The sequence below is a fragment of the Bradyrhizobium sp. UFLA05-125 genome (assembly GCF_059803515.1).
Genome location: NZ_JBANBJ010000040.1, coordinates 1 through 21,803, shown reverse-complemented (window position 1 = coordinate 21,803; position 21,803 = coordinate 1). Strand labels below are relative to the sequence as shown.

24 protein-coding genes, 1 tRNA gene and 2 pseudogenes are annotated in these 21,803 nt (G+C 62.4%); 11 read left to right on the top strand and 16 right to left on the bottom strand.

Annotation, left to right across the window (positions count from 1 at the left end):
- Positions 1 to 50: 50 nt before the first annotated feature.
- Positions 51 to 824 carry a hypothetical protein gene (locus SO156_RS28365; protein WP_498537053.1) on the top strand — a complete coding sequence of 258 codons (774 nt, stop codon included), beginning with the start codon at positions 51 to 53 and terminating at the stop codon, positions 822 to 824.
- Positions 825 to 1,182: 358 nt separating this feature from the next.
- Here SO156_RS28365 and SO156_RS28360 read toward each other — a convergent pair whose 3' ends face one another.
- From SO156_RS28360 to SO156_RS28310, 11 genes are all read right to left on the bottom strand, one after another.
- Positions 1,183 to 2,583, bottom strand: a complete 1,401-nt coding sequence (locus SO156_RS28360; RefSeq protein ID WP_458144279.1) for a phage portal protein — start codon at positions 2,581 to 2,583, stop codon at positions 1,183 to 1,185.
- Between the two features lie 14 nt (positions 2,584 to 2,597).
- The gene (locus tag SO156_RS28355; RefSeq protein ID WP_458144280.1) at positions 2,598 to 2,894 is read right to left on the bottom strand and encodes a hypothetical protein; all 297 of its coding nucleotides are present in this window, start codon (positions 2,892 to 2,894) and stop codon (positions 2,598 to 2,600) included.
- 25 nt (positions 2,895 to 2,919) lie between these two features.
- Positions 2,920 to 2,994: transfer RNA gene (locus SO156_RS28350), tRNA-Met, on the bottom strand.
- A 39-nt stretch (positions 2,995 to 3,033) separates the two neighbouring features.
- Entirely contained in the window at positions 3,034 to 5,145 is a 2,112-nt protein-coding gene (locus SO156_RS28345; protein WP_458144281.1) for a phage major capsid protein, read from the bottom strand.
- An 88-nt stretch (positions 5,146 to 5,233) separates the two neighbouring features.
- Positions 5,234 to 6,292: a phage major capsid protein gene (locus SO156_RS28340; protein WP_498537052.1), complete on the bottom strand. Its 1,059-nt coding sequence runs from the start codon at positions 6,290 to 6,292 to the stop codon at positions 5,234 to 5,236.
- Positions 6,293 to 6,385: 93 nt separating this feature from the next.
- Complete coding sequence (locus tag SO156_RS28335; RefSeq protein WP_458144283.1) at positions 6,386 to 6,826, bottom strand: hypothetical protein; 441 nt, start codon at positions 6,824 to 6,826, stop codon at positions 6,386 to 6,388.
- A gap of 1 nt (position 6,827) precedes the next feature.
- Entirely contained in the window at positions 6,828 to 7,199 is a 372-nt protein-coding gene (locus tag SO156_RS28330; RefSeq protein ID WP_458144284.1) for a hypothetical protein, read from the bottom strand.
- Between the two features lie 233 nt (positions 7,200 to 7,432).
- Complete coding sequence (locus SO156_RS28325; RefSeq protein WP_498537051.1) at positions 7,433 to 7,753, bottom strand: HNH endonuclease; 321 nt, start codon at positions 7,751 to 7,753, stop codon at positions 7,433 to 7,435.
- A complete protein-coding gene (locus SO156_RS28320) occupies positions 7,750 to 9,249 on the bottom strand; it encodes a terminase large subunit (RefSeq protein WP_458144286.1) in 1,500 nt (499 codons plus the stop codon). Before SO156_RS28320 ends, SO156_RS28325 begins: the two co-directional genes overlap by 4 nt.
- 61 nt (positions 9,250 to 9,310) lie before the next feature.
- Positions 9,311 to 9,802 carry a phage terminase small subunit P27 family gene (locus tag SO156_RS28315; protein ID WP_458144287.1) on the bottom strand — a complete coding sequence of 164 codons (492 nt, stop codon included), beginning with the start codon at positions 9,800 to 9,802 and terminating at the stop codon, positions 9,311 to 9,313.
- Positions 9,799 to 11,061, bottom strand: a complete 1,263-nt coding sequence (locus SO156_RS28310) for a site-specific DNA-methyltransferase (RefSeq protein ID WP_498537050.1) — start codon at positions 11,059 to 11,061, stop codon at positions 9,799 to 9,801. Before SO156_RS28310 ends, SO156_RS28315 begins: the two co-directional genes overlap by 4 nt.
- A gap of 1,832 nt (positions 11,062 to 12,893) precedes the next feature.
- On the opposite strand from SO156_RS28310, the gene SO156_RS28305 reads away from it, so the two are divergent.
- Positions 12,894 to 13,268 (top strand): response regulator, encoded by a 375-nt coding sequence (locus SO156_RS28305; RefSeq protein ID WP_458144289.1) that lies wholly within the window; start codon positions 12,894 to 12,896, stop codon positions 13,266 to 13,268.
- Between the two features lie 53 nt (positions 13,269 to 13,321).
- Here SO156_RS28305 and SO156_RS28300 read toward each other — a convergent pair whose 3' ends face one another.
- Positions 13,322 to 13,540, bottom strand: coding sequence for a hypothetical protein (locus SO156_RS28300; protein WP_498537049.1), 219 nt, complete (start codon positions 13,538 to 13,540; stop codon positions 13,322 to 13,324).
- 260 nt (positions 13,541 to 13,800) lie between these two features.
- Here SO156_RS28300 and SO156_RS28295 point away from each other — a divergent pair, with 260 nt between their 5' ends.
- The 4 genes from SO156_RS28295 (at position 13,801) to SO156_RS28280 (ending at position 15,038) form a co-directional block, all read left to right on the top strand.
- Entirely contained in the window at positions 13,801 to 14,088 is a 288-nt protein-coding gene (locus tag SO156_RS28295) for a hypothetical protein (RefSeq protein WP_458144291.1), read from the top strand.
- 123 nt (positions 14,089 to 14,211) lie between these two features.
- Positions 14,212 to 14,334, top strand: coding sequence for a hypothetical protein (locus SO156_RS28290; RefSeq protein ID WP_458144292.1), 123 nt, complete (start codon positions 14,212 to 14,214; stop codon positions 14,332 to 14,334).
- 103 nt (positions 14,335 to 14,437) lie between these two features.
- On the top strand, positions 14,438 to 14,752 hold the full coding sequence (locus SO156_RS28285) for a DUF3489 domain-containing protein (RefSeq protein ID WP_458144293.1): 315 nt from the start codon (positions 14,438 to 14,440) through the stop codon (positions 14,750 to 14,752).
- Between the two features lie 100 nt (positions 14,753 to 14,852).
- Positions 14,853 to 15,038 (top strand): hypothetical protein, encoded by a 186-nt coding sequence (locus SO156_RS28280; RefSeq protein ID WP_458144294.1) that lies wholly within the window; start codon positions 14,853 to 14,855, stop codon positions 15,036 to 15,038.
- 56 nt (positions 15,039 to 15,094) lie between these two features.
- On the opposite strand, the gene SO156_RS28275 is transcribed toward SO156_RS28280, so the two are convergent.
- The gene (locus tag SO156_RS28275) at positions 15,095 to 15,271 is read right to left on the bottom strand and encodes a hypothetical protein (protein WP_458144295.1); all 177 of its coding nucleotides are present in this window, start codon (positions 15,269 to 15,271) and stop codon (positions 15,095 to 15,097) included.
- Between the two features lie 273 nt (positions 15,272 to 15,544).
- On the opposite strand from SO156_RS28275, the pseudogene SO156_RS28270 reads away from it, so the two are divergent.
- Positions 15,545 to 15,707 (top strand): annotated as a pseudogene (locus tag SO156_RS28270) (COG4315 family predicted lipoprotein); the annotation flags it as partial.
- 4 nt (positions 15,708 to 15,711) lie between these two features.
- Here the strand turns inward: SO156_RS28270 and SO156_RS28265 are convergent.
- Together SO156_RS28265 and SO156_RS28260 are read right to left on the bottom strand one after the other, a co-directional pair.
- Positions 15,712 to 16,239 (bottom strand): copper chaperone PCu(A)C, encoded by a 528-nt coding sequence (locus SO156_RS28265; RefSeq protein WP_458144296.1) that lies wholly within the window; start codon positions 16,237 to 16,239, stop codon positions 15,712 to 15,714.
- A 69-nt stretch (positions 16,240 to 16,308) separates the two neighbouring features.
- Positions 16,309 to 16,689 (bottom strand): hypothetical protein, encoded by a 381-nt coding sequence (locus SO156_RS28260; protein ID WP_498537048.1) that lies wholly within the window; start codon positions 16,687 to 16,689, stop codon positions 16,309 to 16,311.
- A 428-nt stretch (positions 16,690 to 17,117) separates the two neighbouring features.
- Here SO156_RS28260 and SO156_RS28255 point away from each other — a divergent pair, with 428 nt between their 5' ends.
- From SO156_RS28255 to SO156_RS28245, 3 genes are read left to right on the top strand one after another with little or no spacing between them, the layout of a single operon-like run.
- Positions 17,118 to 17,498, top strand: a complete 381-nt coding sequence (locus SO156_RS28255; protein ID WP_458144298.1) for a hypothetical protein — start codon at positions 17,118 to 17,120, stop codon at positions 17,496 to 17,498.
- A gap of 38 nt (positions 17,499 to 17,536) precedes the next feature.
- Positions 17,537 to 19,981 (top strand): TonB-dependent siderophore receptor, encoded by a 2,445-nt coding sequence (locus tag SO156_RS28250; RefSeq protein WP_498537047.1) that lies wholly within the window; start codon positions 17,537 to 17,539, stop codon positions 19,979 to 19,981.
- Position 19,982: 1 nt separating this feature from the next.
- Positions 19,983 to 21,347: a PepSY-associated TM helix domain-containing protein gene (locus SO156_RS28245; RefSeq protein ID WP_458144300.1), complete on the top strand. Its 1,365-nt coding sequence runs from the start codon at positions 19,983 to 19,985 to the stop codon at positions 21,345 to 21,347.
- A gap of 86 nt (positions 21,348 to 21,433) precedes the next feature.
- On the opposite strand, the gene SO156_RS28240 is transcribed toward SO156_RS28245, so the two are convergent.
- Positions 21,434 to 21,634: a hypothetical protein gene (locus tag SO156_RS28240; protein WP_458144301.1), complete on the bottom strand. Its 201-nt coding sequence runs from the start codon at positions 21,632 to 21,634 to the stop codon at positions 21,434 to 21,436.
- On the opposite strand from SO156_RS28240, the pseudogene SO156_RS28235 reads away from it, so the two are divergent.
- Positions 21,633 to 21,803, top strand: a pseudogene (locus SO156_RS28235) (IS110 family transposase); the annotation flags it as partial. The gene SO156_RS28240 and the pseudogene SO156_RS28235 overlap by 2 nt on opposite strands.

Here is a 21,803-nt window from a genome sequence, read left to right as displayed (position 1 = left end):
TGCGGCGGCGGGCGCGCCGTGTCGCACCTGGCCTGGTAAGTCGAGCCCTGGTGCGTGACGATATCGCCTTCGTAATGGACCGCGCCCTCGTTGAAGGGCCTCGTGGCCTTCAGCTGCCCCGGCGCGCCGTCCTTCCCGTCCTTGCCGTCTTGACCGGGCTCGCCCTTTTCACCGCGCTCCCCTTGCTCGCCGCGCGGACCAGGTTCGCCCTTCGGCCCTTCGTTGCCTTGCTCACCCTGGTCGCCGTTTTCGCCTTGCGCGCCATCTTGTCCTCGCTCACCGCGTTCGCCCTGTTCTCCCGGCTCGCCTTGCGGCCCGCGCTCGCCAGGATCGCCGCGCTCGCCTGGATCGCCTTTCTCGCCGCGCTCGCCAGGGACACCGTCAAGCCCGCGCTCGCCTTGCTGCCCAAGCTCACCGGGCTCGCCGCGCTCGCCTGGATCGCCTTTCTCGCCGCGCTCGCCAGGGACACCGTCAAGTCCGCGCTCGCCTTGCGGCCCGCGCTCACCGGGCTCGCCGCCCTTGCCTGGCTCGCCTTTCTCACCGGGAGGACCAGGAGGGCCTGGCTTACCGTGCAGTCCGCGTTCGCCAGGATCACCGCGAGCACCGGGCTCACCGCGACCGCCTGGATCGCCTCTCTCACCGGGAGGACCAGGTGGGCCCGGCTCACCGTGCAGTCCGCGTTCGCCAGGATCACCGCGAGCACCGGGCTCACCGCGCTCGCCTGGATCGCCTTTCTCACCGGGAGGACCAGGAGGGCCTGGCTCACCGTGCAGTCCGCGTTCGCCAGGATCACCGCGAGCACCGGGCTCGCCGCGCTCGCCTAGATCGCCTTTCTCACCAGCGGGCCCTGGACGGCCTGGCTCGCCTTGCAGGCCACACTCTCCGGGCTCGCCACGTTCTCCGGGCTCGCCGCGCTCGCCCGGATCGCCCTTCTCACCAGCGGGCCCTGAAGAGCCTGGCTCGCCTGGTGCGCCATCCGCGCCGTTCCGCAGCTCGGCCAGGCGCGCATTGATCAGCTCGGCGAACTCGGAGCGTAGCGTCGCGAGCTGGGCCTTCAGCTCGGTGACGTGGGCCTTGAGATCTGAAACGGTCGCTGCGGCCTGGGCCTCGATCAGGGCGCGCTCGCGCTGCCATTGCCGCTGCTGGGTCTCCAGCACCTGGGCCAGGGCCTCCCGCCAAGCGTCAAGGAGTAAGTCGCCGCCGTCCGAGGTGCTCGGTGAGCCTAAACAGGTTTCTGACTTCCCGTTGAATGTCATCGCGGTTGCCTTTTTCGGGCGGGAGCGGTGCGGGTGGTGCCGAAGGTGGCGCAGGCGATGCCGGAATTTTGCCGGCTGCGCTCAACGGGACGACTTGCTGCTGCACGCGCGGCTCGTCGCCGAACGCGACTGCATCGAGGCCCTCTTGCTGACGGGCCTCGTTGGGCGCGAAGATGCCGCCCTGGACGCCGCGCGCCAGCGCTTCGATCCGGTCCTTCATTGCCGACCGCAGCAACGCCGCCGTATCGAACTCGACATATTCGTCGGGCTGGCCCTTCAGGCCGAACAGCACCCCGAAGGCCTCCTCGATGTGGTTGAGGCAGAAGCCCAGGCCCGAAGCGATCCAGCTTTGCATCAGCAGCTCGGTCGAGCCGTAGGTCGAGCCGCCGATGCCGAGGATTTGCAGCGGAATGCGGAAGGCGAGCGCGATGTGCTCGTTCGACAGCTTGAGCATGTCGGCCGTCGCCGCGTCCCTGCCGCCAACCGACCAGGGCTGCACCTTCAGCCCCGCCGTCAGGATCGGCGTGCCGCCCTGGTGCAAGCCCTTGGCCTGATCGTTCCAGCGGTCGCGCAGCGCCTGCACCTGGTCCTTGTCGAGCACCAAGTCGGTGGACAGCACGGCCGAGGGCCGCGCCTCGTTCATGTAAAAGGACTGCTGCTGCCGCGCGATGGCGTTGCCGACGCCAATGTCGCCATAAGCGGCAACGATAGGGCTCTCGCCGACCAGCGGCACCGGGTAACGCTGCTTCAGCGTGTGAAGCCGAATGTGCAGCACGTCGCGCATCGGCACCAGGATCGTGGACTCGCCGAGCCGCGCCGAGATCACGTCGTTGCCGTGCAGCTGGTAGAAGATTTCGCCGCCGACGGCGATGCGAGGAAACGACTGCTCCGATTTCATCAGGTGCAGCTCGTCGACCTCGTAGCGGTCGTTCCTGAGCGCCAGCGCGTAGCAATTGCCGTCGAGGTACAGCGACCGGGTCGCGTTCAGCAGGAAATCGCTGATCGACTGATAGTGGTTCGGATGACGCAGCAACCGGGCGAGCGCCGAGTTCTTGACCCGGTCCCGCCCGCCCTTGTTGTTGAGCCGCCAGTGATCGCCAGGACACATGGCAACCGTCTGCGCATAGGCAGAGACGCAGGCCTCCACCATGGCCGACTGCGCTGACAGCCCGATAGGGTCGTAACCCTTCTGCCACCAGTTCAGATATTCGCCCACGGCAGCGGGAAGCCAGCCGCCCGTGATCGGCAGATCATACGGACCGGGACGGTACTCGCCCTCGGCCGACCTCGAAATCAGCCGATTGAGACGGGTAAGCCAGCTCGCCATCGGCCTGCCATCGCCTATTCAGCGCGCTGCGCGCGGGTCGAATAGGTCTGCGATCTGGCGTACGGCTTCTCGGCATCGAGCGCCTTGTCCTCGACCGGCTTGTTGTGCGGATCAGGAGCGCTGCCGTCGTCCTCATGCTGGAGGATATGACCACCGCTCAGCGCGATGTCGTTCTCCTCCTGCGTCGGCGTCGGCTTGCCCTTGGTCCGCGCGGCGTATTCAGCGCGCGACTTCTCGGCAGCCTTCTTGTCGTCGGCTACCGCCTTCTTGGCAGCCTCGGTCTGCGGATCGTCCGCCAGTTTGGTCGTCATCGGAATTCCTCCTGCTGAATGATTGTTGCAGGGGTCGGATTTGAACCGACGACCTCGTGGTTATGAGCCACGCGAGCTACCGGGCTGCTCTACCGCTGCAATCAGCCGTGCGCTGCCGGAGCAGCGCACGGGTCGCTTGTCACCAGGTGACGTTCTGCGTCCAGGCAACCGTGCCAGCGCGACGCTGAACCCAGTTGAGCGGCATGATCATCCGCAACGCGAGCGAGTCGGTCTGGAAAAGCGAACGCTGCGGCGCAGCCGCGACGCCCGCACCGTCGACCAGGTCGAGCGGAGCGGTGTCCTCCATGTGCAGCGTGGCCTGATCGCTCATCTCCATGCGCGGGGCCTCGCCACCGACCACGACGAAGTCAGCGGCGTCGACCAAGATGAGCGTCTTGGGCGCGACCGTCGCGGAGTCGATGATCGGGATGTTGTTGAGCATCCCGCTCGCGATTTCCGCCCGGAACGGGAAGACGCCCGTGTTCGCCGCCGTTAGCATCGAGGCGCGCAGCATGTCGGTCTGGTTGGCGAGCCAGACCAGGTTGCGCGTGTTGCCGAGGGTCTGCACCGAGATGCTGTTGATCAGCGCAGTGATGTCGCCAACCAACGCCGCGATGCCGCCACCAGCCGTCGCGCCGGTTGCCGCGACGCCGTTGAGCAGGCCCGGAGGCCGGATCGTGGTCGCCGGGTTGGCATCGATCAGCACGCTGTCGATGGCCACGGTGGTGTCGTCCTGGATCGCCTGCCGGATCAGCCCCTCAATCGCGGGGACGGAATGGTCGCCCATTTCCCGCGTCCAGGTGCTGATGACCGCCATCTTCTTCGGCGTGAGCGTCTGCGAGGTGAACGCTCCCTGCCGAACGGGGATGGGCATGCCTTCGCCGACGAACGAGCCCGCGAGGCTCGGCGTCCGCGACCGCGTCGGGATGACGATGCGTCCGGAGGTCCCGAAGCTCAGCGTGAGGCCTTTCGGCGCAAGCCGGGTCAGGATCGCCTTCGGCATCAGGAGCGGCATAAGATCGGCATAGGTCGTCTGCGCCAGTTCCTGCGCCCAGCCGGTGACCGTGGTCATGGCAGGGGCAGACGCTGCGCGCGTGACGATTTCGCAGAACGCCTTGGTGCCGTCGTCCTCGCCGTAAATCCGCTGCCGCGTCTCATCGACCGACTTGCCGGATGCCCTGGCGATGTAGGTCACCGTCGCTGCACGGACGACGTAGTCAAGCAGGTCGAGGTCCTTCTTGCGATTGACGATGATCGCCGGGGCGGCGACGCGCTCGCGATCCGCGCCCGCGATCACCGTCGTCGAGAGCGCACGGCCACGGCCTGCGCCGTTGGCGTCGGTCGAGGACTTCGCCAGCAGCTTCTCGGAGTCGACCAGCGCAGAGCGGGTCTTTTCCAGCTGGGCGATTTCGAAGTTGAACTTGCCGGTCGCTTCCAGATCGGCATCGCTGACGTTGGTGTCGTCCATCTTGTCGAGATGGTCTTCGAGTTGGTCCCGCTTGGCGACGATCTGCGCCTCCAAGTCGGTAATGCGTTGAGCCAGGCCAGACATGGCGCTGCCCTTTCGAATGCGAGATGTATCGGCTTGCTCGCCGGTGATCCCGCGACGCCTGGTCCTCGCGTCCATGCTGCCGTGCTTGGCGAACAGGAGGTCCATCGTTTGCGGGGAGATGTTCAGCGACTTGGCCACGGCCAAGGCGTTTGGATTGGCTGGCACTGCGACCAGCGAGGTCTCGACCAGTTCAATGCGAACGAAGGTCTGGCCCCAGTCGCTGCCTTCGCGCTGCTTGGTTTCGAGCGGTTTGAAGCCGACGCTGACGGCGCGCAGGATGCCCGCGTCGATCAGCTTCCTGATTTCGTCGATGCGCTCGGAGGTGCCGAACGGGGCCATCTCAAGCTCGCCCCGGAGCTGCTTGTTCTCGACGCGCAGGTTGCTCCACTTCCCAATCGGGAAGTCGCTCTTGTGATTGAACAGCGCAATCGGGTTGCGCTTGAAGTTCTTGAGGTCCCAGCCGTCGCTGAGAATGACATCGTCCATGCGGTCCGGCGTTTCGTCGGAGAGGACGAACTCGAGGCCGGTGAGCTGACCCGCATGCGTCTTGTGCTTGATGCCGGTGGCGGCGCGGTCCTCGTCATTGGTTTCGTCCCAGATCAGCTGACATTCGTCCTCGTCGCCGAGTTCGTCGCTGCACCTGTCCATCCAATCCTCATAGGACTCATCGTCCTGCGGCTCGATGCCCTGCTTGCGCATAGACAATCCCTCCGTCCCATCGCATGCGATGTTCGGTTGACCCTGCGTTTGCTGGTGTTCTGGAAAGCGGTTCGCCCGCGCGCTCAGCTCACTTCCACGACGGCGTGAGCCAGGCGACCGCGCCTGCGTTGCGCAGGGCCCAAGAGACGGGCCAGCGCACCTTCACGGCGATGCTGTCGGTCTGCCACATCTCGGCTTCCGGCCCCATCGTGCCCGCCGCTCCGGGTGCGGTGTCCATCACGAGCGTGGCGGCGTTCGCCGTCTCGACATCCTGGTCGGCGCTGAGCGCAGCCACGATGGCCTGCGGCGCAATTGCCATCACATCGCCGCCCATCGCGCTCGACGCCACGAAAGCGAAGTTCGGGTTCGGCTGGCTTTGGTAGTGCAGCAACATAGTCGCCACGCGACCTGGGCAGCCGACGAGGACATACGGCCCTTTGCCGCCAACTGCGGAGACCGCGTCGATCAGCGCCGCGAAGTCGTCGGCGAACGCCTCGTAAAGATCGGCGTTGTTGCTCGCCCCCAGGGCCGCGATCCCATTGCGGATACCTGCGGGCTGCGCTGCCGTTGCGGCGGCGTTGCCGAAGAACACCGCATCAAACGCAAGACCAGTCGAGCGCACGAGCGCGTCACGGATCAGCGCCTCGGCATTGCTGCCTTCGACCATCTCGCGCGTCAGCGCGGCAATCGTGGCCAGCGCATAAGGCAGCAATTGTGCGGGCCCGACGTTCAGTTGCCGGACCGGGATCGGCGCGCCCTCGGCAACAAAACCGCTGTTGGCCGCGTTCGCGACGAAACCAGGCGCACTGATGATCCCCGCACCATCCCAGTCGAGCACCAGGCACTGCTTGAGCACGTCGGCCGCGCCCGAAACGGGGCCGAGCGCCTCGATCACGTCGGCGACGCGCTTCTGCGCAAGCTCGGCAGCCCAGCCCGCCACGCCCGTCATCGCGGGGTTGGATGCGGCGCGCGTGATGTGCTGATGCAAGAGACGGTCGCTCGGCCACAGCTCGGCAGCAACGTCGGCAGCCTTACCACGCCGCAGGCTCGCGATGGTCCTCGCGGCGAGCGAGCGCGTGAACAGATTGCCGCCCACGACCGGCTCGCGCTGTTCGCGACGGAACGCGCTCTGGTTCTCGTGCTTCATCGGGGTCTTTCCCTTTTCGGAGAACGAAGCCCGCGCGGGCGGCGTCCGGCGCGCGGTCGCGCCAGAGCAGGCAATCGCCGCCCATCTCGGGGGTTATTTCTGTGAGAGCCGCCGCTCGATCTCGGCGAGCCGCTCGTCGATGTCATCAAGACGCCGCGAGACTTCCGCAGCGCCGGTTGCGCCAAAAAGGATTTCGCCCCAGTTGCTGCCGCCGTTGCAGCGATAGATGCCGACCGACGGAGTGAGCATCACGCGATCCCGCTCGCTCAGCGTGGCGATGCGGGCCGATTGCTTCAGGGTGATCCCAGCGTCGAAGAGGACGGTCTTGGTGATGGCGAGGCCCCACTTTCTTCCCTGCGGGTCGGTGTCGCCGGGAGGGGCGTTGCCGAAGGACTCGATGGTGCCTTCGCCTTTGATGTAGACGGTGTTCGACCCGACGCTGCCGTTTGCTGGCGAGAGTTCGACGGTCCGCGCGCAAGCCAGCGTGACAATTGGAGCCTCACCGTGCTCCGCACGCCATCGCAGTAGCGGCATGTCATTTCCTCTTTGCGTTGGCCTTGAGCAGGGTCAGCAAGAAAGGATCATTCTGATGCTTCAGCACCCAGCTCATAAACAAGCCGCGCGTGGCGTTGCACCTATGGCATGAAGCCACGAGGTTGGATCGCTCGTTGTTGAGCTTGTCATTATCGAGATGGTCCACCACCAGCTTACGTTCACCTTTCGTAAACCATTCAACCATGGTCCAGCACCAGTGACAGGGGTGACCCCCCGGACCAATCGCGTCATAGAGAACCTTGCGATGCAGGTAGGTGTGGCCAATTGATCCGGCTGCAGGATGCGAGGCTTGAGCTAGGGCCGCATACCCCTGTGTAGTAATCCCCCGCTTGCCATAGACAGGATCGTCCATCGGCCTGCCACGGCGACGCCTCGTGTAATGCTTTTCGCAAAGGCGCAACTTGCTGCCGCGAGAGAGATTTTCACAACCAGCTATCGAGCACTTCGGGAGTGGCAGCTTTGGACGCGGCGGCAACAGGTCAACTGACCCGTGATTGTACAACCGCAAATAATGCTTGTTGCAAGCACAGAGTCCCCTAATGCGGCTCCTGGCCTTCAACTCGCATCCATCAACTTCGCAAGTCGTCACGGCCCATCCCGATTGCAGGGATGATTTGGGTCCGTTGGAAAACCATCTTCATCAACTTCAAGGTCGTAGCCACGGAGTTCGATAATGCGCTTAGTTCGATTATGGCATGCAGCACACAATGACTGCAGCGGACCGAGCGCGAACTTGTTCCAGTCACCCTTGTGCGGCTCGACGTGGTCCGCAACGGTCGCGACAGCGACGAAACCACGGTCGAGGCAAAACTTGCACAGCGGATGCGCCTGAAGCTGCAGCTTGCGGCGGCGCTGCCAGAAACCGGTGTCGTAGAAGTGCTTCCACTCGCTGCTGGGCGTGCTCATCCGATCAGCGCCTCGATATCGACCGGCTTGGTCGCGGTGCGGTCACGCGAGCGCAGGCCGAGCAGCATGGCGAGCGCCACCGCGCCGTCGATGCGAAACCGCGCCTTGTCCTTGTCGAGCTTGCGGTTGCCAGCCGGGTCCATCGTGGCCACGGCGTTCGCCATGTTCCAGTTCAGGATCGGATTGTTCGGGTGCAGCAGCTTGCGCTCGATGATCGCCAGCTCGACGGCGTCGATGGCCGGCCCCATGTCCTTGAAGCCCTGGCCCCAGGGCACCAGGCGCAAGCCGTCGCCTTTCTCGCCGTCCTGGTACGCCTGCAGGCCGATGCGGTCGAACTCGCGCAGCAGGTCGTTGATGCGCCAGCGGTCATAGGCCAGGCCCTTCACGCGATAGCGCTGTGTCAGCTCTGCCATGAACAGCGCAATCGCCTCGGGATCGATGGTCCTGCCTGGACTGAGCAGCAGGTGACCGGCCTCGGCCCATTCCTGGTAGCGGCGGCTCGATGCGCCGAAGTCGCGATTGGAATGTTCGTTCAGGTGCTCGCGCGGCTTCCAGAAGTACGGCGCGATGCGGCAGGGATCGCTGACCGATCCGACCAGCAGTGCGGTCAGGTCCACCACGCTGGAAAGGTCGAGCGCCAGGTAAACCTCTTCGCCGTCTTGCAGGGCTGCGTCGCCATTGCACGCCATCCATTCGGCGCGGCTGATCAGCGAGGCGACCGGCGCGACGCGCTGGTTCAGAAACAGGTTGCGGACCTTCGGCTCCTCGGCGGGCAGGCGCTGCGCCTTTCGGATCGCGGTCGCCAGGTCCTCGCGGTCGCGGAATTTGCCGAGCGCCGGGTTGGCTTTTTCCCATTGGCTCTCGTCGTCCAGGTCGCAATCCTCGTCCGCTGCGTAGAGATGGCAGACGATGGAGGGGTCGACGCCGCTCAAGCCGTCGTCGATCAGCTTCGACAGGACGTGCTCGGGGTCATTGCTCTGGGTGCTGATGGTGATGAACAGCGGCTCTTGCCGCGCGCCGAACGAGGTATCCAGCACGTCGTACAGCTCGCGGTTTTTGGCCTGGGCCAGCTCGTCATAGATCACCAGGCTCGGCAGATAACCGTGCTTCGTGCCAGCCTCGGCGCTGATCGCGCGATAGACCGAGCCGGTGCGCCTGCCGATCATCGTTTTCGTCGAGGGAATGACCTCGATCTCGGCTGCCAGCTCGGGCTCAAGGTCCACGATCTGCCGCGCAAACTTGAAGACGATGCCTGCCTGGTCGCGATCATTCGCGGCCGAGTAAATCTCGCCGTGGACGATTGCCTCGGGCCCGACCAGGTGGGCGAGCACGATGGCAGCGATTAGCGCGGTCTTGCCGTTCTTGCGCGCGATGGACAGGATTGCCCGCCGCACAGTGCGATTGGCACCGATATGCGGCTCGTAAATGTCGCGGATGAAAAGCTTCTGGAAGGCGTCGAGCTTGAACGGTTTGCCCTGGCCAGTGCCGCTGGGCACTGTCAATCGCTCGATAAAGTCGATAACCGCCTTAGCGCGGGCTTTGCCCTGTGGCGTGCGCTTAACCTGCGAGCAGTCCGGCAAACTTGCTCTGCGACTGTTCGCCCTGGACGCCAGCGTTGATGCGCGTGCGGGCCGCAGGGGTCAGGCCGAATTCGGCAGCGTAGCGCACCATGTCCGCTGCGGCCTTGCGCACGATATAGACCAGCGGATTTTGCGCGGCGTCACCGTACTTGGTCTTGATGATCATGCCGTTCATCAGCGGATCGTTGTTCTGCATCCGCGCCAGCGCCTCGGCCGCCATGCGCCACTGGCCATAGGCGTGGCAATAGGCGGCAAGCGGCGCGACATCGACGATGGTCAACAGGCCGAGCCGGTGCAGCTCCGCGCCGACCGTCCACCATTCGTCGGCTGCGTAGCCGGTGATGAAGGGCGGCGGGTCAGGCAGGGTCACCGCGACCTCGGGCTGCGGCTCATCAGTGCGCAGCGGTCGCTTGCCTGGATTGCCGCGCAAAACTTTCAGATGCGTCGGGGTGGGACGCGGGCCGGTCATAGTTTCCTCGCTTGCTTGCCGGTGAAGTTCTCCCAGCGTTTGACCGCGACATCGACGTAAAGCGGGTTGATTTCCATCGCGAAGACCGCGCGCTCCATCATCTCGGCGGCGATGATGGTGGAGCCGGACCCGGCAAACGGCTCATAAACCGCCTCGCCAATCTCCGAATTGTTGATGATCGGACGCCGCATGCACTCGACCGGCTTCTGCGTCGAATGGATGCCCTGGTGCGCGTCGGGACCGTCGTGTATCTGCGCCCAGCCGTTTGGCGCGTCGATGTCCCACACCGTGCCTTGATCGCGGCCTGCGGCCCAGCGACCAGGCTTGCCCTTGCGCACGGCGTACCAGCACAACTCGTGCTGCCAGTGATAGTCGCCGCGCCCGATCACGAAGTGCTTCTTCGCCCAGACGATCTGCGCGCGAAGGCCGAAGCCCACCGCGAGCAGCGACGCGGCCACCTCGGCGCTCTTGAGCGCGCCGTTCCAGACATAGGCGACATCGCCAGGGAACAGCGCATAGGCCTCGCGCCAGTCGGCGATCTCGTCGTTCGTCACCGTGCCGAGCGCGCGAGCGCCGACGACCGACCCGTTCTTGCGGCGAACGCGATTGCGCCAGGCCGGGTCGTATTCGACGCCATAGGGCGGGTCGGTGACCATCAGCTGCGGCTTCGCGCCGCCGAGCAATCGCGCAACGTCGTTCGCGTTGGTCGAGTCGCCGCACAGCAGCCGATGCTTGCCAAGCTCGAACAGATCCCCGGTTTGCGCGACCGGATCGGAGCCGAGCGGCGGCGTCGCGTCGGGATCGGTTAAGCCGGTCTTGCCGCCCGAGAGCGCCTGCAGCTCGCGCTCGGTAAAGCCGAGCAGCGGAAGATTGAAGCCAAGCTCGGCAAGGTCCGCAGCTTCAAGCCGCAGCAGCTCCTTGTCCCAGCCCGCGTTCTCGGCGAGCTTGTTATCGGCGATGACGTAGGCTCGCTTCTGCGCTTCCGACCAGCCGCGAGCGACGATGACCGGGACCTCTCCGATCCCCAACCGCTCGGCAGCCAGCAGCCTCCCGTGCCCAGCGATGATCGTCTCGGCTTCATCGACCAGGACCGGCGTGGTCCAACCCCACTCGCGGATCGAGGCCGCGATCTGGCGCACCTGCGCATCGGAATGCGTCCTGGCGTTGCGGGCAAACGGGATCAGGGCAGCCACGGGCCGCCTTTCAACCGCCCAGGCAGCCCAATCCGCGCCAAGCGCGGGGGCGGTATTCTGCAGCATCGGAACCCCTGGGAAGCGCCAGGGCGGGCCCCGGCAAACCTTTGATTTTCCGGGCGATTAGGCCCTAGACGAACATTCCACAGCGCCGGAAATCCGGGGCGCCAAAGGGAATGGACATTCCACGTCTGAAAAAGGCAGCAATTTACCGCTGCAAGACCGGGTTTCTCGGAACCCACTTAGCCGAAACGGGAACCCCGCTAAGTGAGTTCCATGAAATTCCAAAACTGTGGTCATGCCGTTGAGAAACCGAAGCTTTTCAACCGAAGAAAATGTTTTTCTTTTCCGAAATTTGAAAGATGCGGGCGCTAAAATTGGAGCGCCGCCGCGCTCGGAAATGGGTTCCTTTAGGATTTCCGGTACCGCCCCCCGGCCCGGAGAATGAAATTCCCCCGAGAAGTCAATGGGCTGGCGCGAACTGTGCTGCTGTAGCGGTACTCGTTTTCCGAACTCTAGCGTTCGCGGTCCGGGCCCATCAGGCGCTGCGCCTATCGCTTGGAACCGCACTGCCTGAATGGGGAATGTTCGTCTATTTTGGCGGAACCGCGCCTTCCAATCGGTTCCGAGGACTCGGCCGAGCCGCAACCCTCATCCGATACTGTTCGCCGTCAGGCGCTTTTACGGGACCTCACTGCCCTGGCAAGCGGACACGGCCGGGAGGGCGCCAACTCTCCCGGCCATAGGGTCTGACGGACGTGTTGCTTGGCCCTGCGCAACTCTATGAAGCCTTGCGCGAGAAGGCTGGCGAGATCAGTTAAGGCGCGATTCGATTTGATCGCGCGCTGATCTTTACAACGCCTCGGTCTTCGGGCCGGGGCTTTTTCCGTTTCTGAAATACTGGTCTCGCTGGGTTATCGCGACGCCGCGCTCACAATCGAACTGTTCGAATTGGACAAGGCGCGGGCTCGTAATCTCGCATCGGCGCGCTAGACGTTTTCGGGCCCTCTGGGACCTGCAGCATCTTGTTAGCCGCTAGACCGCATCAAAAACGGATCGACGGACACAGCTAATCGGTCCGCAACTTGCGTGGCGGCTGGCATGGACTGTTTTTCGAGAGGCAGCGAGCCGAGAGAATTCATGACCAGCCCAGTGCAAGCGGCGAGGACAACTATCGCGATCGCAGCGAGATATTTGGTCCTCATGGCGATCGTCCCTCCGTTCAACGTCCCAAGAACTAACCGGGCGCTCTCAGAAATGGTTCCGAGTGCTGTTCGTGAGTCAGTTGGGCCTAAGTGTCGACGCCACACACCGACGCCACACTCCGGGTTCCTCGTCCAAATGGAACATCGCGTCGCGATCAGAGATCGGAACGAAAGCTGTCTGCCAAGCTTTGGATAAACATGAGACCGCCGCTCGCCGGTACTTACACGGCGCATGTCGCGGGATAGCCAAAGGTCGCTGGGAGCGACCCGCTGTTCTATATGCAAGCGCACGCGCAGATAGCCAAAAGCGGCGGTCTTCGATTCCTTTGAAAATGGCCGGCCTGCCCGATGGTTGCAGGGGAAGCGCAGGTGACGCCGAACCGAAAGCTTCGTTATGCGCAACCGCGTCGACATTGACTACGTACACAGCAGGGCCATCGTTCGCGTGATCGGCAAGGAACTGTACGCGTCGCTGAAACCAGAACCGGAACTACCGGCGAAGCTTAGAACGCAAATCGATCGGCTCCGCGAATTGGAGCGCTCATCATCAGTCGTTGCGGAGCATTGGAAGACACCTCGCCATTAGCCGCGCGGGTGGCTTGGCCACGTTCAAAAGTGAACACTAGCCGGGGAACGATCGAGCAGTGCCGTCCTTTTTGTACCGTTGGCAGTCCATCTCCACGGGGGCATGCCATGAGCGATCGCGACAACAAGCTAAACGGTTGCCGTGTTCTCATCGTCGAGGACGAGTATTTTCTGGCGAACGATCTGGAAGAAGCGCTCAAATCCCACGGCGCAAGTATAGTTGGACCATTTGGTGACTTTGACGCAGCGTACCGCCGAGCGGCTCGCGATCACTTCGACGTAGCCATCATCGACATCAATCTCCGCCACCAAACGGCTTACCCGATCGCCGACGAACTGATGCGTCAGCGCATACCCTTTGTCTTCTATACTGGATACGACAGCAACGTTATCCCGGAGCGCTTTACGGGCGTGAAGCTGTTGCAGAAGCCTTTCGATCCGTTAGAGCTCGTTGAGGATATCGAGCGACTGTGTCGGCGATGATCCTGAGACGGTGACGTTGAGACCGAGCGCCTCATAATGGGCCGCCAGTGGCATCAACTTCCCAGCTCTTCAAGAACCACCTTGGAAATCTCCGCCGGGTCTTCAATCCCCAATTGAGCAACTGCAATGATCTTCTCGGCGACAAGCTGCGTAATGGGGTCGCTGCGATCCTTTAGACCCAGCGCCCGTAAAGTCTGTTCGTAAGCCGTCACTAGACGTTCAATTTCCTCCGGCCCGAACGCAGCGTTTTTTAACAGCCTGTGTATGGTCATGGTCTACGACAACGCGCGGCGGCGGCACGGCACGATAACTTTTCTGCTGAGCGTCGAAACAATCTCTGAAATTTGCGAGGAACTCACACTGGTGCATTGCAACGATGTGCCTGTGTAACCGGCATGCTCTTCTGCAGCTCCTAATCTCAAAAGTACTTTGGGAGCCGATGCGGCGCGGGACAAACCGCTGGTTCCGCTGCCAGCACTTCTGTTGCTGCTTCAGCAGCACCTTCGCAATGGCATGGCTGCGATTGGACTGGATGCCTGGGCGCACCAGAGCGATGTACGGGGCAACGAAACGGCGCGGCGAACAACGCCAGGGCGAAACCACGAAAGAGAAACTGATGATTACCGTTGACCAATACCTCAAGAACGAGTGGGCGCGGTTCGCGCAAGCGGCCTACGCCATGGGCAAGAATTCGGTCGGCCATCGCTACAGCGCAGCGGCGTCAATCCCGAACGGCACGCGATTGCCGGTCCAGCGCTTTGACGAACTGCAGCGCGCATATCGGGCTTGGCTGGCATTCAACGAATGCCCTGCCGAATAGGGCCACTCCTGCAACCCTAAACCGCCCGGCGCTTCGGCTTCCGGGCTTAGGGCAGTACGAAACAACAGCACGGCAGGCGAGACCGAAGTCTGGTCCACCAACTCGCTCGGCGAAGCGGTCATCGTGCAATACGTCCACATCATGAACTCGGTCATCACCGGCCAGCGCGTCACCACCTTCCGAGTCGCGGTGCTCAAGAAGCGCGAAAACGGCGAGTGGTACGTCGCCAATAACATCATCGCCTAATCGCAGCCTCCTGGCTGCCCACGCCCAGCACCCGAACGGGTTTCTGGGCTCGGGGCAGTACGCGGGACCATTCCGGTCGCCGCGCAAACCAGGAGAAGTTGAAATGGCTACCAAGAAGAAACCCGCCGCGAAGAAGCCCGTCGCGAAGAAGGCCGCTGCCAAGGAGGCAGTCGCCAAGAAGGCCAGCGCCGGGAAGGCGGTCGCCGCAAAGGGCGACCAGGCGAAGGGCCCGCGCGCTGGATCGAAGACCGCGATGCTGCTCGATCTGCTCGGCGGCAAGGGCTCGACGGTTGAGAAGATGTGCGAGGCTCTGGGCTGGCAGGCCCACACGCTGCGCGCCGCGCTCACCCGGCTGCCGAACGGCGCGAAGGCGGAGCGCACCCGCGAGGACGGCGTCACCTCATACAAGCTGGCCTAACGGCTCGCGCATCCTTCAGCTCTTGCCCGGTGCTTCGGCTTCCGGGCTTGAGCCAGTGAGGGGCGGCAATCACGCGCGCCCACCGAATAGGAGCAAAGCAATGACGTTCGTTTTTCTGATGTGGCTTCCACTATGCATCGCCGTTGGCCTCTTCGCCAGCGTCCGACGCAATCGATCCGGCTTCGGCTGGTTTCTGATCGCGTTTTTCTTTTCGCCGCTGCTCGCGATCATCTTCTGCGCGATCCTGCGCGAGAAGCCATTGCCGGTGATAGAAGCCCGATCTTGATAATCCGCCGATCCCGACCAAAAAAGGCCCTGGAGCAATCCGGGGCCTTTTTCTGTTCAGCGCTTGTCGATGCAGCTCTGCAGCATCGCGTCTTTGCGCTCGATTGATTTGCCAACCTCGTGCAGCGTGAAGGCGAAGCCCGCGAGCACGATCATGTTGATCAGGACCAGCGCCAAGGCGAGCGGCTGCGTGCGCAGGCTCTCAACGACGTTGTTGGCAAGCTGTCTGACCATATCGGATTTTCTCACCATCAACGGAGCGGCGCTGTCGCACACGATGCGAACATAGTGGTACGGTTCGAGCGGTTGTTGACGTCAAAGGGGCGGCTCTCCGGCTTCGGCGCTTTCGGGGTAAAGCGGACATCAACCAGCCGACAATCCCATTAAGTCCGTCGAAAGTGACCCAACTCGGACCTGTGCCGATCGATCTCGGTCGATACGCAAGGGCCGGCCACCGACGGGGCCCAACCGACACGACGTTATCTAACCGGCGCAGAAATTGGCGAGGGCAGCATCAGCGCTGGCGATTACACGATTACCACCCGTGGCGAAGGATCGAAAAAGTGGGCCTACAAAGGACGACCACTTTACACTTGGCAATGACAAGGTGCCCGGCGATAGCTCCGGTGACGGCCTCCTCAACGGTGCCTGGCATATCGCCCAGCCGTAGTTTGCTACATTTTCATCCCCGAGTGATCGGGCATCTTCTTCATATCCATCTTTCCGCCGGACGCGCCGACTGGCCCTTGCGCGCCGACGCCCTCGACATCGAGGGAGATCGTCACCTTGCCGGCCTTTTCGAACTCGAGCGTGACCGGGACCTTGTCGCCCCGCTTCAGCTGTTGTTTCAGATCCATCATCATCAGATGGTAGCCGCCCGGCGCGAGCTTGACCGTCTTGCCGGGCTCGATGGTGAGCCCGTTCTCAACCGGACGCATCTTCATGACGCCGCCCTCCGTCGACATTTCGTGGATCTGGACGCTGCCCGCGACATCGGCCGATCCGCCGATCAACCGGTCCGGCGCGCTGCCCTTGTTCTCGATGCTGAGATAGCCGCCGCCGGTCTTCGCCCCCTTCGGCGTGGCGCGGCTCCACGCTTGGGTGACGACGAGGTCGCCAGCCTTGATCTCGTCCGCGATCACAACGGATGACCCGGCGTAGACGACTGCAAGCGCCAGAAGAACCTGTTTTAGCATTTCCATGGCATTCACCTCTCTTGAATCAACTCAGCCGTCCATACCGTTCGGCTTTTGAAGCGCGTTGCGGTCGGATCATTTAGTCCAAAGTCTGAGCGGAAGGCTGCCCTCACGACCACAATCCATAAAGCCCTGGTACGACTCGGAAAGAACCCCCTTGTAAGCACACTTGCCTGCGTCGAAGTCCAGCGTTGCGGTGATGCGGGACGACGATTTGGCGAGCTCGAACCGGATTTCGCCAATGGTCTCCTTCGGACCATCGTGCGTACAGAGGCCAACGTGCCTCACGGTCAATGGACCTGAGAATTCCCTTTTCCCGTTCAAATTCTGCTCGGAAACGCTGCCAATGAGCTCGTACTCACCGGCGTAGCCCGTCGTGCCATGGATTTGCAGCGGCTCGGCGCAGACCGGCAGTGTAAGAATGGTCAATGTCAGGAGGAAGCTGACCGGTCGCATGAAAGCCTCCGCTCGGAATTCCGCCACTCGTCGATTTCAAACCGCCAAGATAGCCATTGTAGATCGCGGCAGCATCGTCGTTTCGTTCGAGATCACCGTCGGGCCTCGCCAGTATAGCTGATCGGAACGGTGACCGACAGAAGTTCGCCCGTTAGACCCTGCTGCGGCGCGGGAAATGGCCTGCTATTCCGCCGCTGTCGGGGGGATAAGCACACGTAAGATGAACTGGCCAAAAATGGAGCGAGTGCCCCGGAAACTGACTAGTGCACCTTTTTTGCACGCCGGCGCGGCTCTCTGCCGGGCCCAGAAAAGGCAGAGGGTTGACTGTTGCGGAATTGTTACGGAGCAACCCTTTCGATCTTCCAGCGTAAACCCCGGGCTGGCGCTTGGCGTCGTGATAATGTTACCGAAACCGAGGAGAGTTTCGGGTGTTCAGCGCCAAGACAAAACCCTGCCTGAGGGGACTTGTGGGCATCACGATCGCCCACGTGCTGGCTTTTCAGCTGATTTTGACGGCTGCCCTCGCGACCCAGATGGCGTTTGTGCCAGATGGCGATCAGGCCATCTGTCACAACGTGTCGACCGGCGGAACGAACAACGACACGCATCCGGCGCAGCCGGTGAACGATCATGAGACCTGTGGGATTTGTGTCTTCGCGGCCTGTTCGTCCGTCGTTGTGGCTCAGCAGCAGATGCTGGTGGTTTGGCCCTCTCGCGCCATTACACTGCGTGCGAACTGCTGGACTGACAACACACCGCAGCGCCGCCACGAGCCGCGTTCATCGCAGGGTCCCCCTCCGATCGTCTGACAGAACTCCCCCTGTTTGATGCCTGTCGGAGTTGAGCCATGTCTCGCTTTTTTCCCGCGCTGTGTGCGGCCGCATTCGTTGCGGCTATGCCTGCCGATTCACTTGCCCAATCCAGATCATCGGATCGTTCCGGCGCGCTCGCGAACGACATGGTCGTGGCCGCTGCCGATACCAGTTCGAGCCCGGATCAGCGCCGGCTGCCACCGGTGACGGTCGAGGCGCCGCGCCCCCGGAAGCCCATCAGGACTGTGAGCCAGAACAAACGGCCAGAGCGCGCCCCGGCGGCGCGGCGGACAACAACCGCGCGACCTACAGAACGGCCCAAGCCGCAGACCGAAGTTGGAAGCAGCCAGGCGGGCGCGGGTCTTGGGGGCCGCATTACCGGATATACGGTCGATTTCGGCGCGCCGGTCTCGGCAACGAAGGATGGCCTACCCTTGCTGCAGGCGCCGACCAATGTGCAGGTCGTGACGCGGCAGGTCATGGACGACCAACAGGATATCACAGTCCGCGACGCGGTCGTCGGTTATGTCAGCAGCGTGCAGCCGCCGAGCACGACGCCATCTAGCAACAATTTTTACGACGGATTCAATGTCCGTGGGTTCGACAACGCCAATATTTATCGGAATAATCTGCGGTTGTTCGAAATCACCGGAATCCCAACAGCGAACTTGCAATCAATCGAAGTATTGAAGGGCCCGGCGGCTATGGAGTTCGGGCGTCTGGAGCCAGGCGGTATCATCAATCTCGTACCCAAACGCCCGCTCGACACGCCTTACGCCTCGCTGCAGGAGCAGTTCGGTTCGTGGGGCCTATCGCGCACAACGCTCGATACGACCGGACCGGTTACACCGGACAAGACCTGGCTTTACCGCGTCAACCTCGACTACACCAATACTGGATCTTTCACCGACTTCGTCGATACCAAGAGCTTCTTCGTTGCTCCGACCATCACCTGGCGCCCGACCAATCAATTCCGCTTCAACGTTGATTTCGAGTACCAGAAGTCAAGCTTCGTCGATAACTCGATGGGCATTCCTGCGATCGGATCGCGGGCCGCCAACATTCCCATCAGCCGCTATCTGCAGGCGCCACCGCTTACGGTAGTTAATCCGAACCGGCAGGAGCGCGAGCTGATCGGTTACGACTGGACTTATGATTTCAACAACGATTGGAGCCTCACCAACCGCCTTGCCTACAACAATCAGGATTATCGGCAATTTCTGAATGGGGTGGACTCTTTCGACGAGGCAACGGGAACGCTGATGCGCAATGTCTGGGACGCCCATGTCAACACGCGGACCTTTGCAACCAATCTGGACCTCAAGGGCAAGTTCGATCTCGGTCCGTTCAACCACGCCGTCTTGCTCGGGACAGACTATTTTCATCTCAACAAGAACATCGAGGCCTTCTTCGGCGACAATCCGAGCATCGGCCCGATCAACATCTTCGCGCCCGACTACAGCGGCGTATACACGCCGCTTCCGGCTAACAATTTCCTTCCGCTCCGCGAGCAGTGGACAGGAGTTTACGGTCAGGACATTATCTCGTTCGCGCAGGATCGCGTGCACCTGCTGCTGGGCGGACGATACGACTGGGCAAGCTTTGGCAACGGCTTTAGCCCGAACTCGGATACGGAAGCGTTGGCGCCCGTTGATCCTGCGACTGGGTTCGGCTTCCTTCAGGCACACGACAAGGCATTCAGCCCGCGGCTTGGTGCATCGGTCCAACCTCTGCCGTGGATTTCACTCTACGCGAACTACACAAAGTCATTTGGCGTGACCAACGCGCTCCCGGTGCCGGGACAGCCGCCGTTCCCGCCCGAGCAGGCAACACAGAAGGAAGTCGGCATCAAAGCGGAATTGCTCGACAAAAGGTTGACTGCCACGCTGGCCCTGTACGATATCCTCAAGACCAACGTGGTTTCGGCGTTAGGTGGTACACCGTTCTCGACGCCGGTCGGCACAGTCGAAAGTAAAGGTATCGAACTCGACATCAATGGTCGCATCAACGACAACTGGAGCATCATTGCCAGCTACGCCTATGACGATGCCCGCATCGTCAAGGGCCAGGGACCGAGCCCCCAGGACATCGTGAACGGCACGCTGTTTCCGCCGACGAATGTCATTGACGAGAGCGGCAACCGGCTTCAGGACGTGCCGTATAACGCCGGTGCCGTCTGGGTGAAATACGATGCCGACGGGCAGTGGCGCGGCCTGAGCCTTGGCGCAGGCGTCGTCGCGGTTGGCGATCGCCAGGGCGATAACCAGAACAGCTTCGTTCTGCCGGCCTACGCACGGGTCGACACGATGATCCAGTATCAATTCAAGCCGCCGCCGGACACACAGTTCAAGAGAGTGACGCTGCAATTGAATGTGAAGAACGTGTTCGACACGGTTTACTATCAAAACTCGTCGACCCGGCTTAGCATCTTCCCTGGTGCGCCGCGCACGTTTCTTGCCTCGATCCGGGCAGAATTGTGAGATGCGCGGCGGCACGTTCCGAATGAAAACGGCAGCTATCGTGAAGCCGGCCCCTCTATATGCAGCCTTCTGGCGCTGGCATTTTCTCGCCGCGCTGATCGTCATTCCGTTCGTGCTTTGGCAGAGCACGACGGGTACGCTTTATCTGTGGTCGGAGTGGTGGACCGACGTTCGCTATCCCCAACTGCGCTTCGTTCCTGTTTCCGATGCTGCTGCTGCTCCGAGCGTTCAGATCAGAGCCGCTTTTTCCGCGACCAGTCCACGACCGGCGTCGACTGACGGCCAATCCCAACATGAAGGCCATGAGAATCATGCGTCGATGCCCATGATGGTCGACCGGCCCGTGCAGCAGATTGTCCTTTCCGACGACCCCCGCCGCAGCACGGCGGTCATTATGCAGGACCCTGGCGGGCTGCCTTATCCGGTGTTCGTCGACCCCCATGCGGGTAGCGTGCTCGGGACGCTGACACCATCCCAATGGCTGCCCGGAATTACCCGCGCGCTGCACGCGGGCTGGCCTCTCGGTAAACCCGGCAACTGGTTCCTTGAGCTTGGCGACTGCTGGGCAATCGTGATGATCGTCACCGGCCTATATCTGTGGTGGCCGCGGGGCAGACGCTTCTCGCAGGCGTTGTGCCCTCGGTTTAGTTCCGGTCCACGCTTGTTGCTTCGCGACCTTCATGCGACGGTTGCAGTGGTCATCTCGGGCGTCTTCCTGTTTTTTCTGATCAGCGCCTTGCCTTGGACCGCTTTCTGGGGAGGAGAGGTGTTGTCGCGTGCACAGTCCGCGCTTGGCCAAGAAAATCCGGCGGGGTTTTCGATCGGAGGTGCCGCGGCGGCGCAGCTCACGGACGCCGGAGCCTCGATCGACGCCGTCGCACGCGCGGCTCGCGATCGCGGCGTGACCGGCGCAATCGCCATACAACTATCGCCCTGGCGGGACGCACCTTTGTTCGTGACTAATCGGACGTCGTCCTTGAGTGAAGATCGCATCATCACCGCCGATCCCGCAACGGGCGACATCAGGGGCGATTTCCGTCACGCCGACCTGCCCATCATTCCGAGGATTGTCGCCGTCGGCATTCATGTACATCAGGGCGATTTCGGGCCGGTGAACCTCTGGCTGAACACGCTGCTGGCGGTTTCGCTGATATGGCTAAGCGTAACGGGCGCATTGTCATGGTGGCTGCGGCGTCCCAGCGGGCAACTAGGCGTGCCACCAGCGCGCGAGGTGGCATGGTCGAAGGCGCTCCTGGTTTCACTCACTCTCATGGCTATCGTCCTTCCCATTTTTGGACTTTCAGTTATTGCGGTTGTCGCAATCGGATGGATGCTACGACGGCATGTGGGCCTGCGCCCGGCCTGAGATAGGAGAAACCTATAGATCGGCGCGACTTTAATGCCAGCTTGCTCGCGGGTCTCGCCGCCCTTCCGCAGTGGCTGTTAGCCGGATCAACTTCCGAAAGTGGCCCATCGTGTCATTTCGCGGCAACGCAGCACCACGGTCACTTTCAGCGCGATGCGGACATAAACCGCCGAGCAAAACCGGCTCAATCGGTCGAAGATGATGTGGTGGACGACGCCCGCTCCCGGCATCGAATGTGCCAAAGGGTGGTCGTTGAAAAACGAATCACCGGAGGGGGTCGTCCACATGCAGGTTAGCACCATCGGCGTTGATCTCGCCAAGAACGTGTTCCAAGTGCACGGCGTGGATAGTGCGGGCAAGGTCGTCATCAGTCGGCAGCTGCGGCGCAAGCAGGTCATCGACTTCTTTAGCAGGATTCCTCCTTGCCTGGTCGGCATGGAAGCCTGCGGAACCGCT

Coding starts and splice junctions, on each gene's coding strand:
- SO156_RS28360 (WP_458144279.1), bottom strand. CDS start 2,583: ATGGCGAGCTGGCTTACCCGTCTCAATCGGCTGATTTCGAGGTCGGCC.
- SO156_RS28355 (WP_458144280.1), bottom strand. CDS start 2,894: ATGACGACCAAACTGGCGGACGATCCGCAGACCGAGGCTGCCAAGAAG.
- SO156_RS28345 (WP_458144281.1), bottom strand. CDS start 5,145: ATGCGCAAGCAGGGCATCGAGCCGCAGGACGATGAGTCCTATGAGGAT.
- SO156_RS28340 (WP_498537052.1), bottom strand. CDS start 6,292: ATGAAGCACGAGAACCAGAGCGCGTTCCGTCGCGAACAGCGCGAGCCG.
- SO156_RS28335 (WP_458144283.1), bottom strand. CDS start 6,826: ATGCCGCTACTGCGATGGCGTGCGGAGCACGGTGAGGCTCCAATTGTC.
- SO156_RS28330 (WP_458144284.1), bottom strand. CDS start 7,199: ATGGACGATCCTGTCTATGGCAAGCGGGGGATTACTACACAGGGGTAT.
- SO156_RS28325 (WP_498537051.1), bottom strand. CDS start 7,753: ATGAGCACGCCCAGCAGCGAGTGGAAGCACTTCTACGACACCGGTTTC.
- SO156_RS28315 (WP_458144287.1), bottom strand. CDS start 9,802: ATGACCGGCCCGCGTCCCACCCCGACGCATCTGAAAGTTTTGCGCGGC.
- SO156_RS28310 (WP_498537050.1), bottom strand. CDS start 11,061: ATGCTGCAGAATACCGCCCCCGCGCTTGGCGCGGATTGGGCTGCCTGG.
- SO156_RS28305 (WP_458144289.1), top strand. CDS start 12,894: ATGAGCGATCGCGACAACAAGCTAAACGGTTGCCGTGTTCTCATCGTC.
- SO156_RS28300 (WP_498537049.1), bottom strand. CDS start 13,540: ATGACCATACACAGGCTGTTAAAAAACGCTGCGTTCGGGCCGGAGGAA.
- SO156_RS28295 (WP_458144291.1), top strand. CDS start 13,801: ATGCCTGGGCGCACCAGAGCGATGTACGGGGCAACGAAACGGCGCGGC.
- SO156_RS28285 (WP_458144293.1), top strand. CDS start 14,438: ATGGCTACCAAGAAGAAACCCGCCGCGAAGAAGCCCGTCGCGAAGAAG.
- SO156_RS28280 (WP_458144294.1), top strand. CDS start 14,853: ATGACGTTCGTTTTTCTGATGTGGCTTCCACTATGCATCGCCGTTGGC.
- SO156_RS28275 (WP_458144295.1), bottom strand. CDS start 15,271: ATGGTCAGACAGCTTGCCAACAACGTCGTTGAGAGCCTGCGCACGCAG.
- SO156_RS28265 (WP_458144296.1), bottom strand. CDS start 16,239: ATGGAAATGCTAAAACAGGTTCTTCTGGCGCTTGCAGTCGTCTACGCC.
- SO156_RS28260 (WP_498537048.1), bottom strand. CDS start 16,689: ATGCGACCGGTCAGCTTCCTCCTGACATTGACCATTCTTACACTGCCG.
- SO156_RS28250 (WP_498537047.1), top strand. CDS start 17,537: ATGTCTCGCTTTTTTCCCGCGCTGTGTGCGGCCGCATTCGTTGCGGCT.
- SO156_RS28245 (WP_458144300.1), top strand. CDS start 19,983: ATGCGCGGCGGCACGTTCCGAATGAAAACGGCAGCTATCGTGAAGCCG.
- SO156_RS28240 (WP_458144301.1), bottom strand. CDS start 21,634: ATGTGGACGACCCCCTCCGGTGATTCGTTTTTCAACGACCACCCTTTG.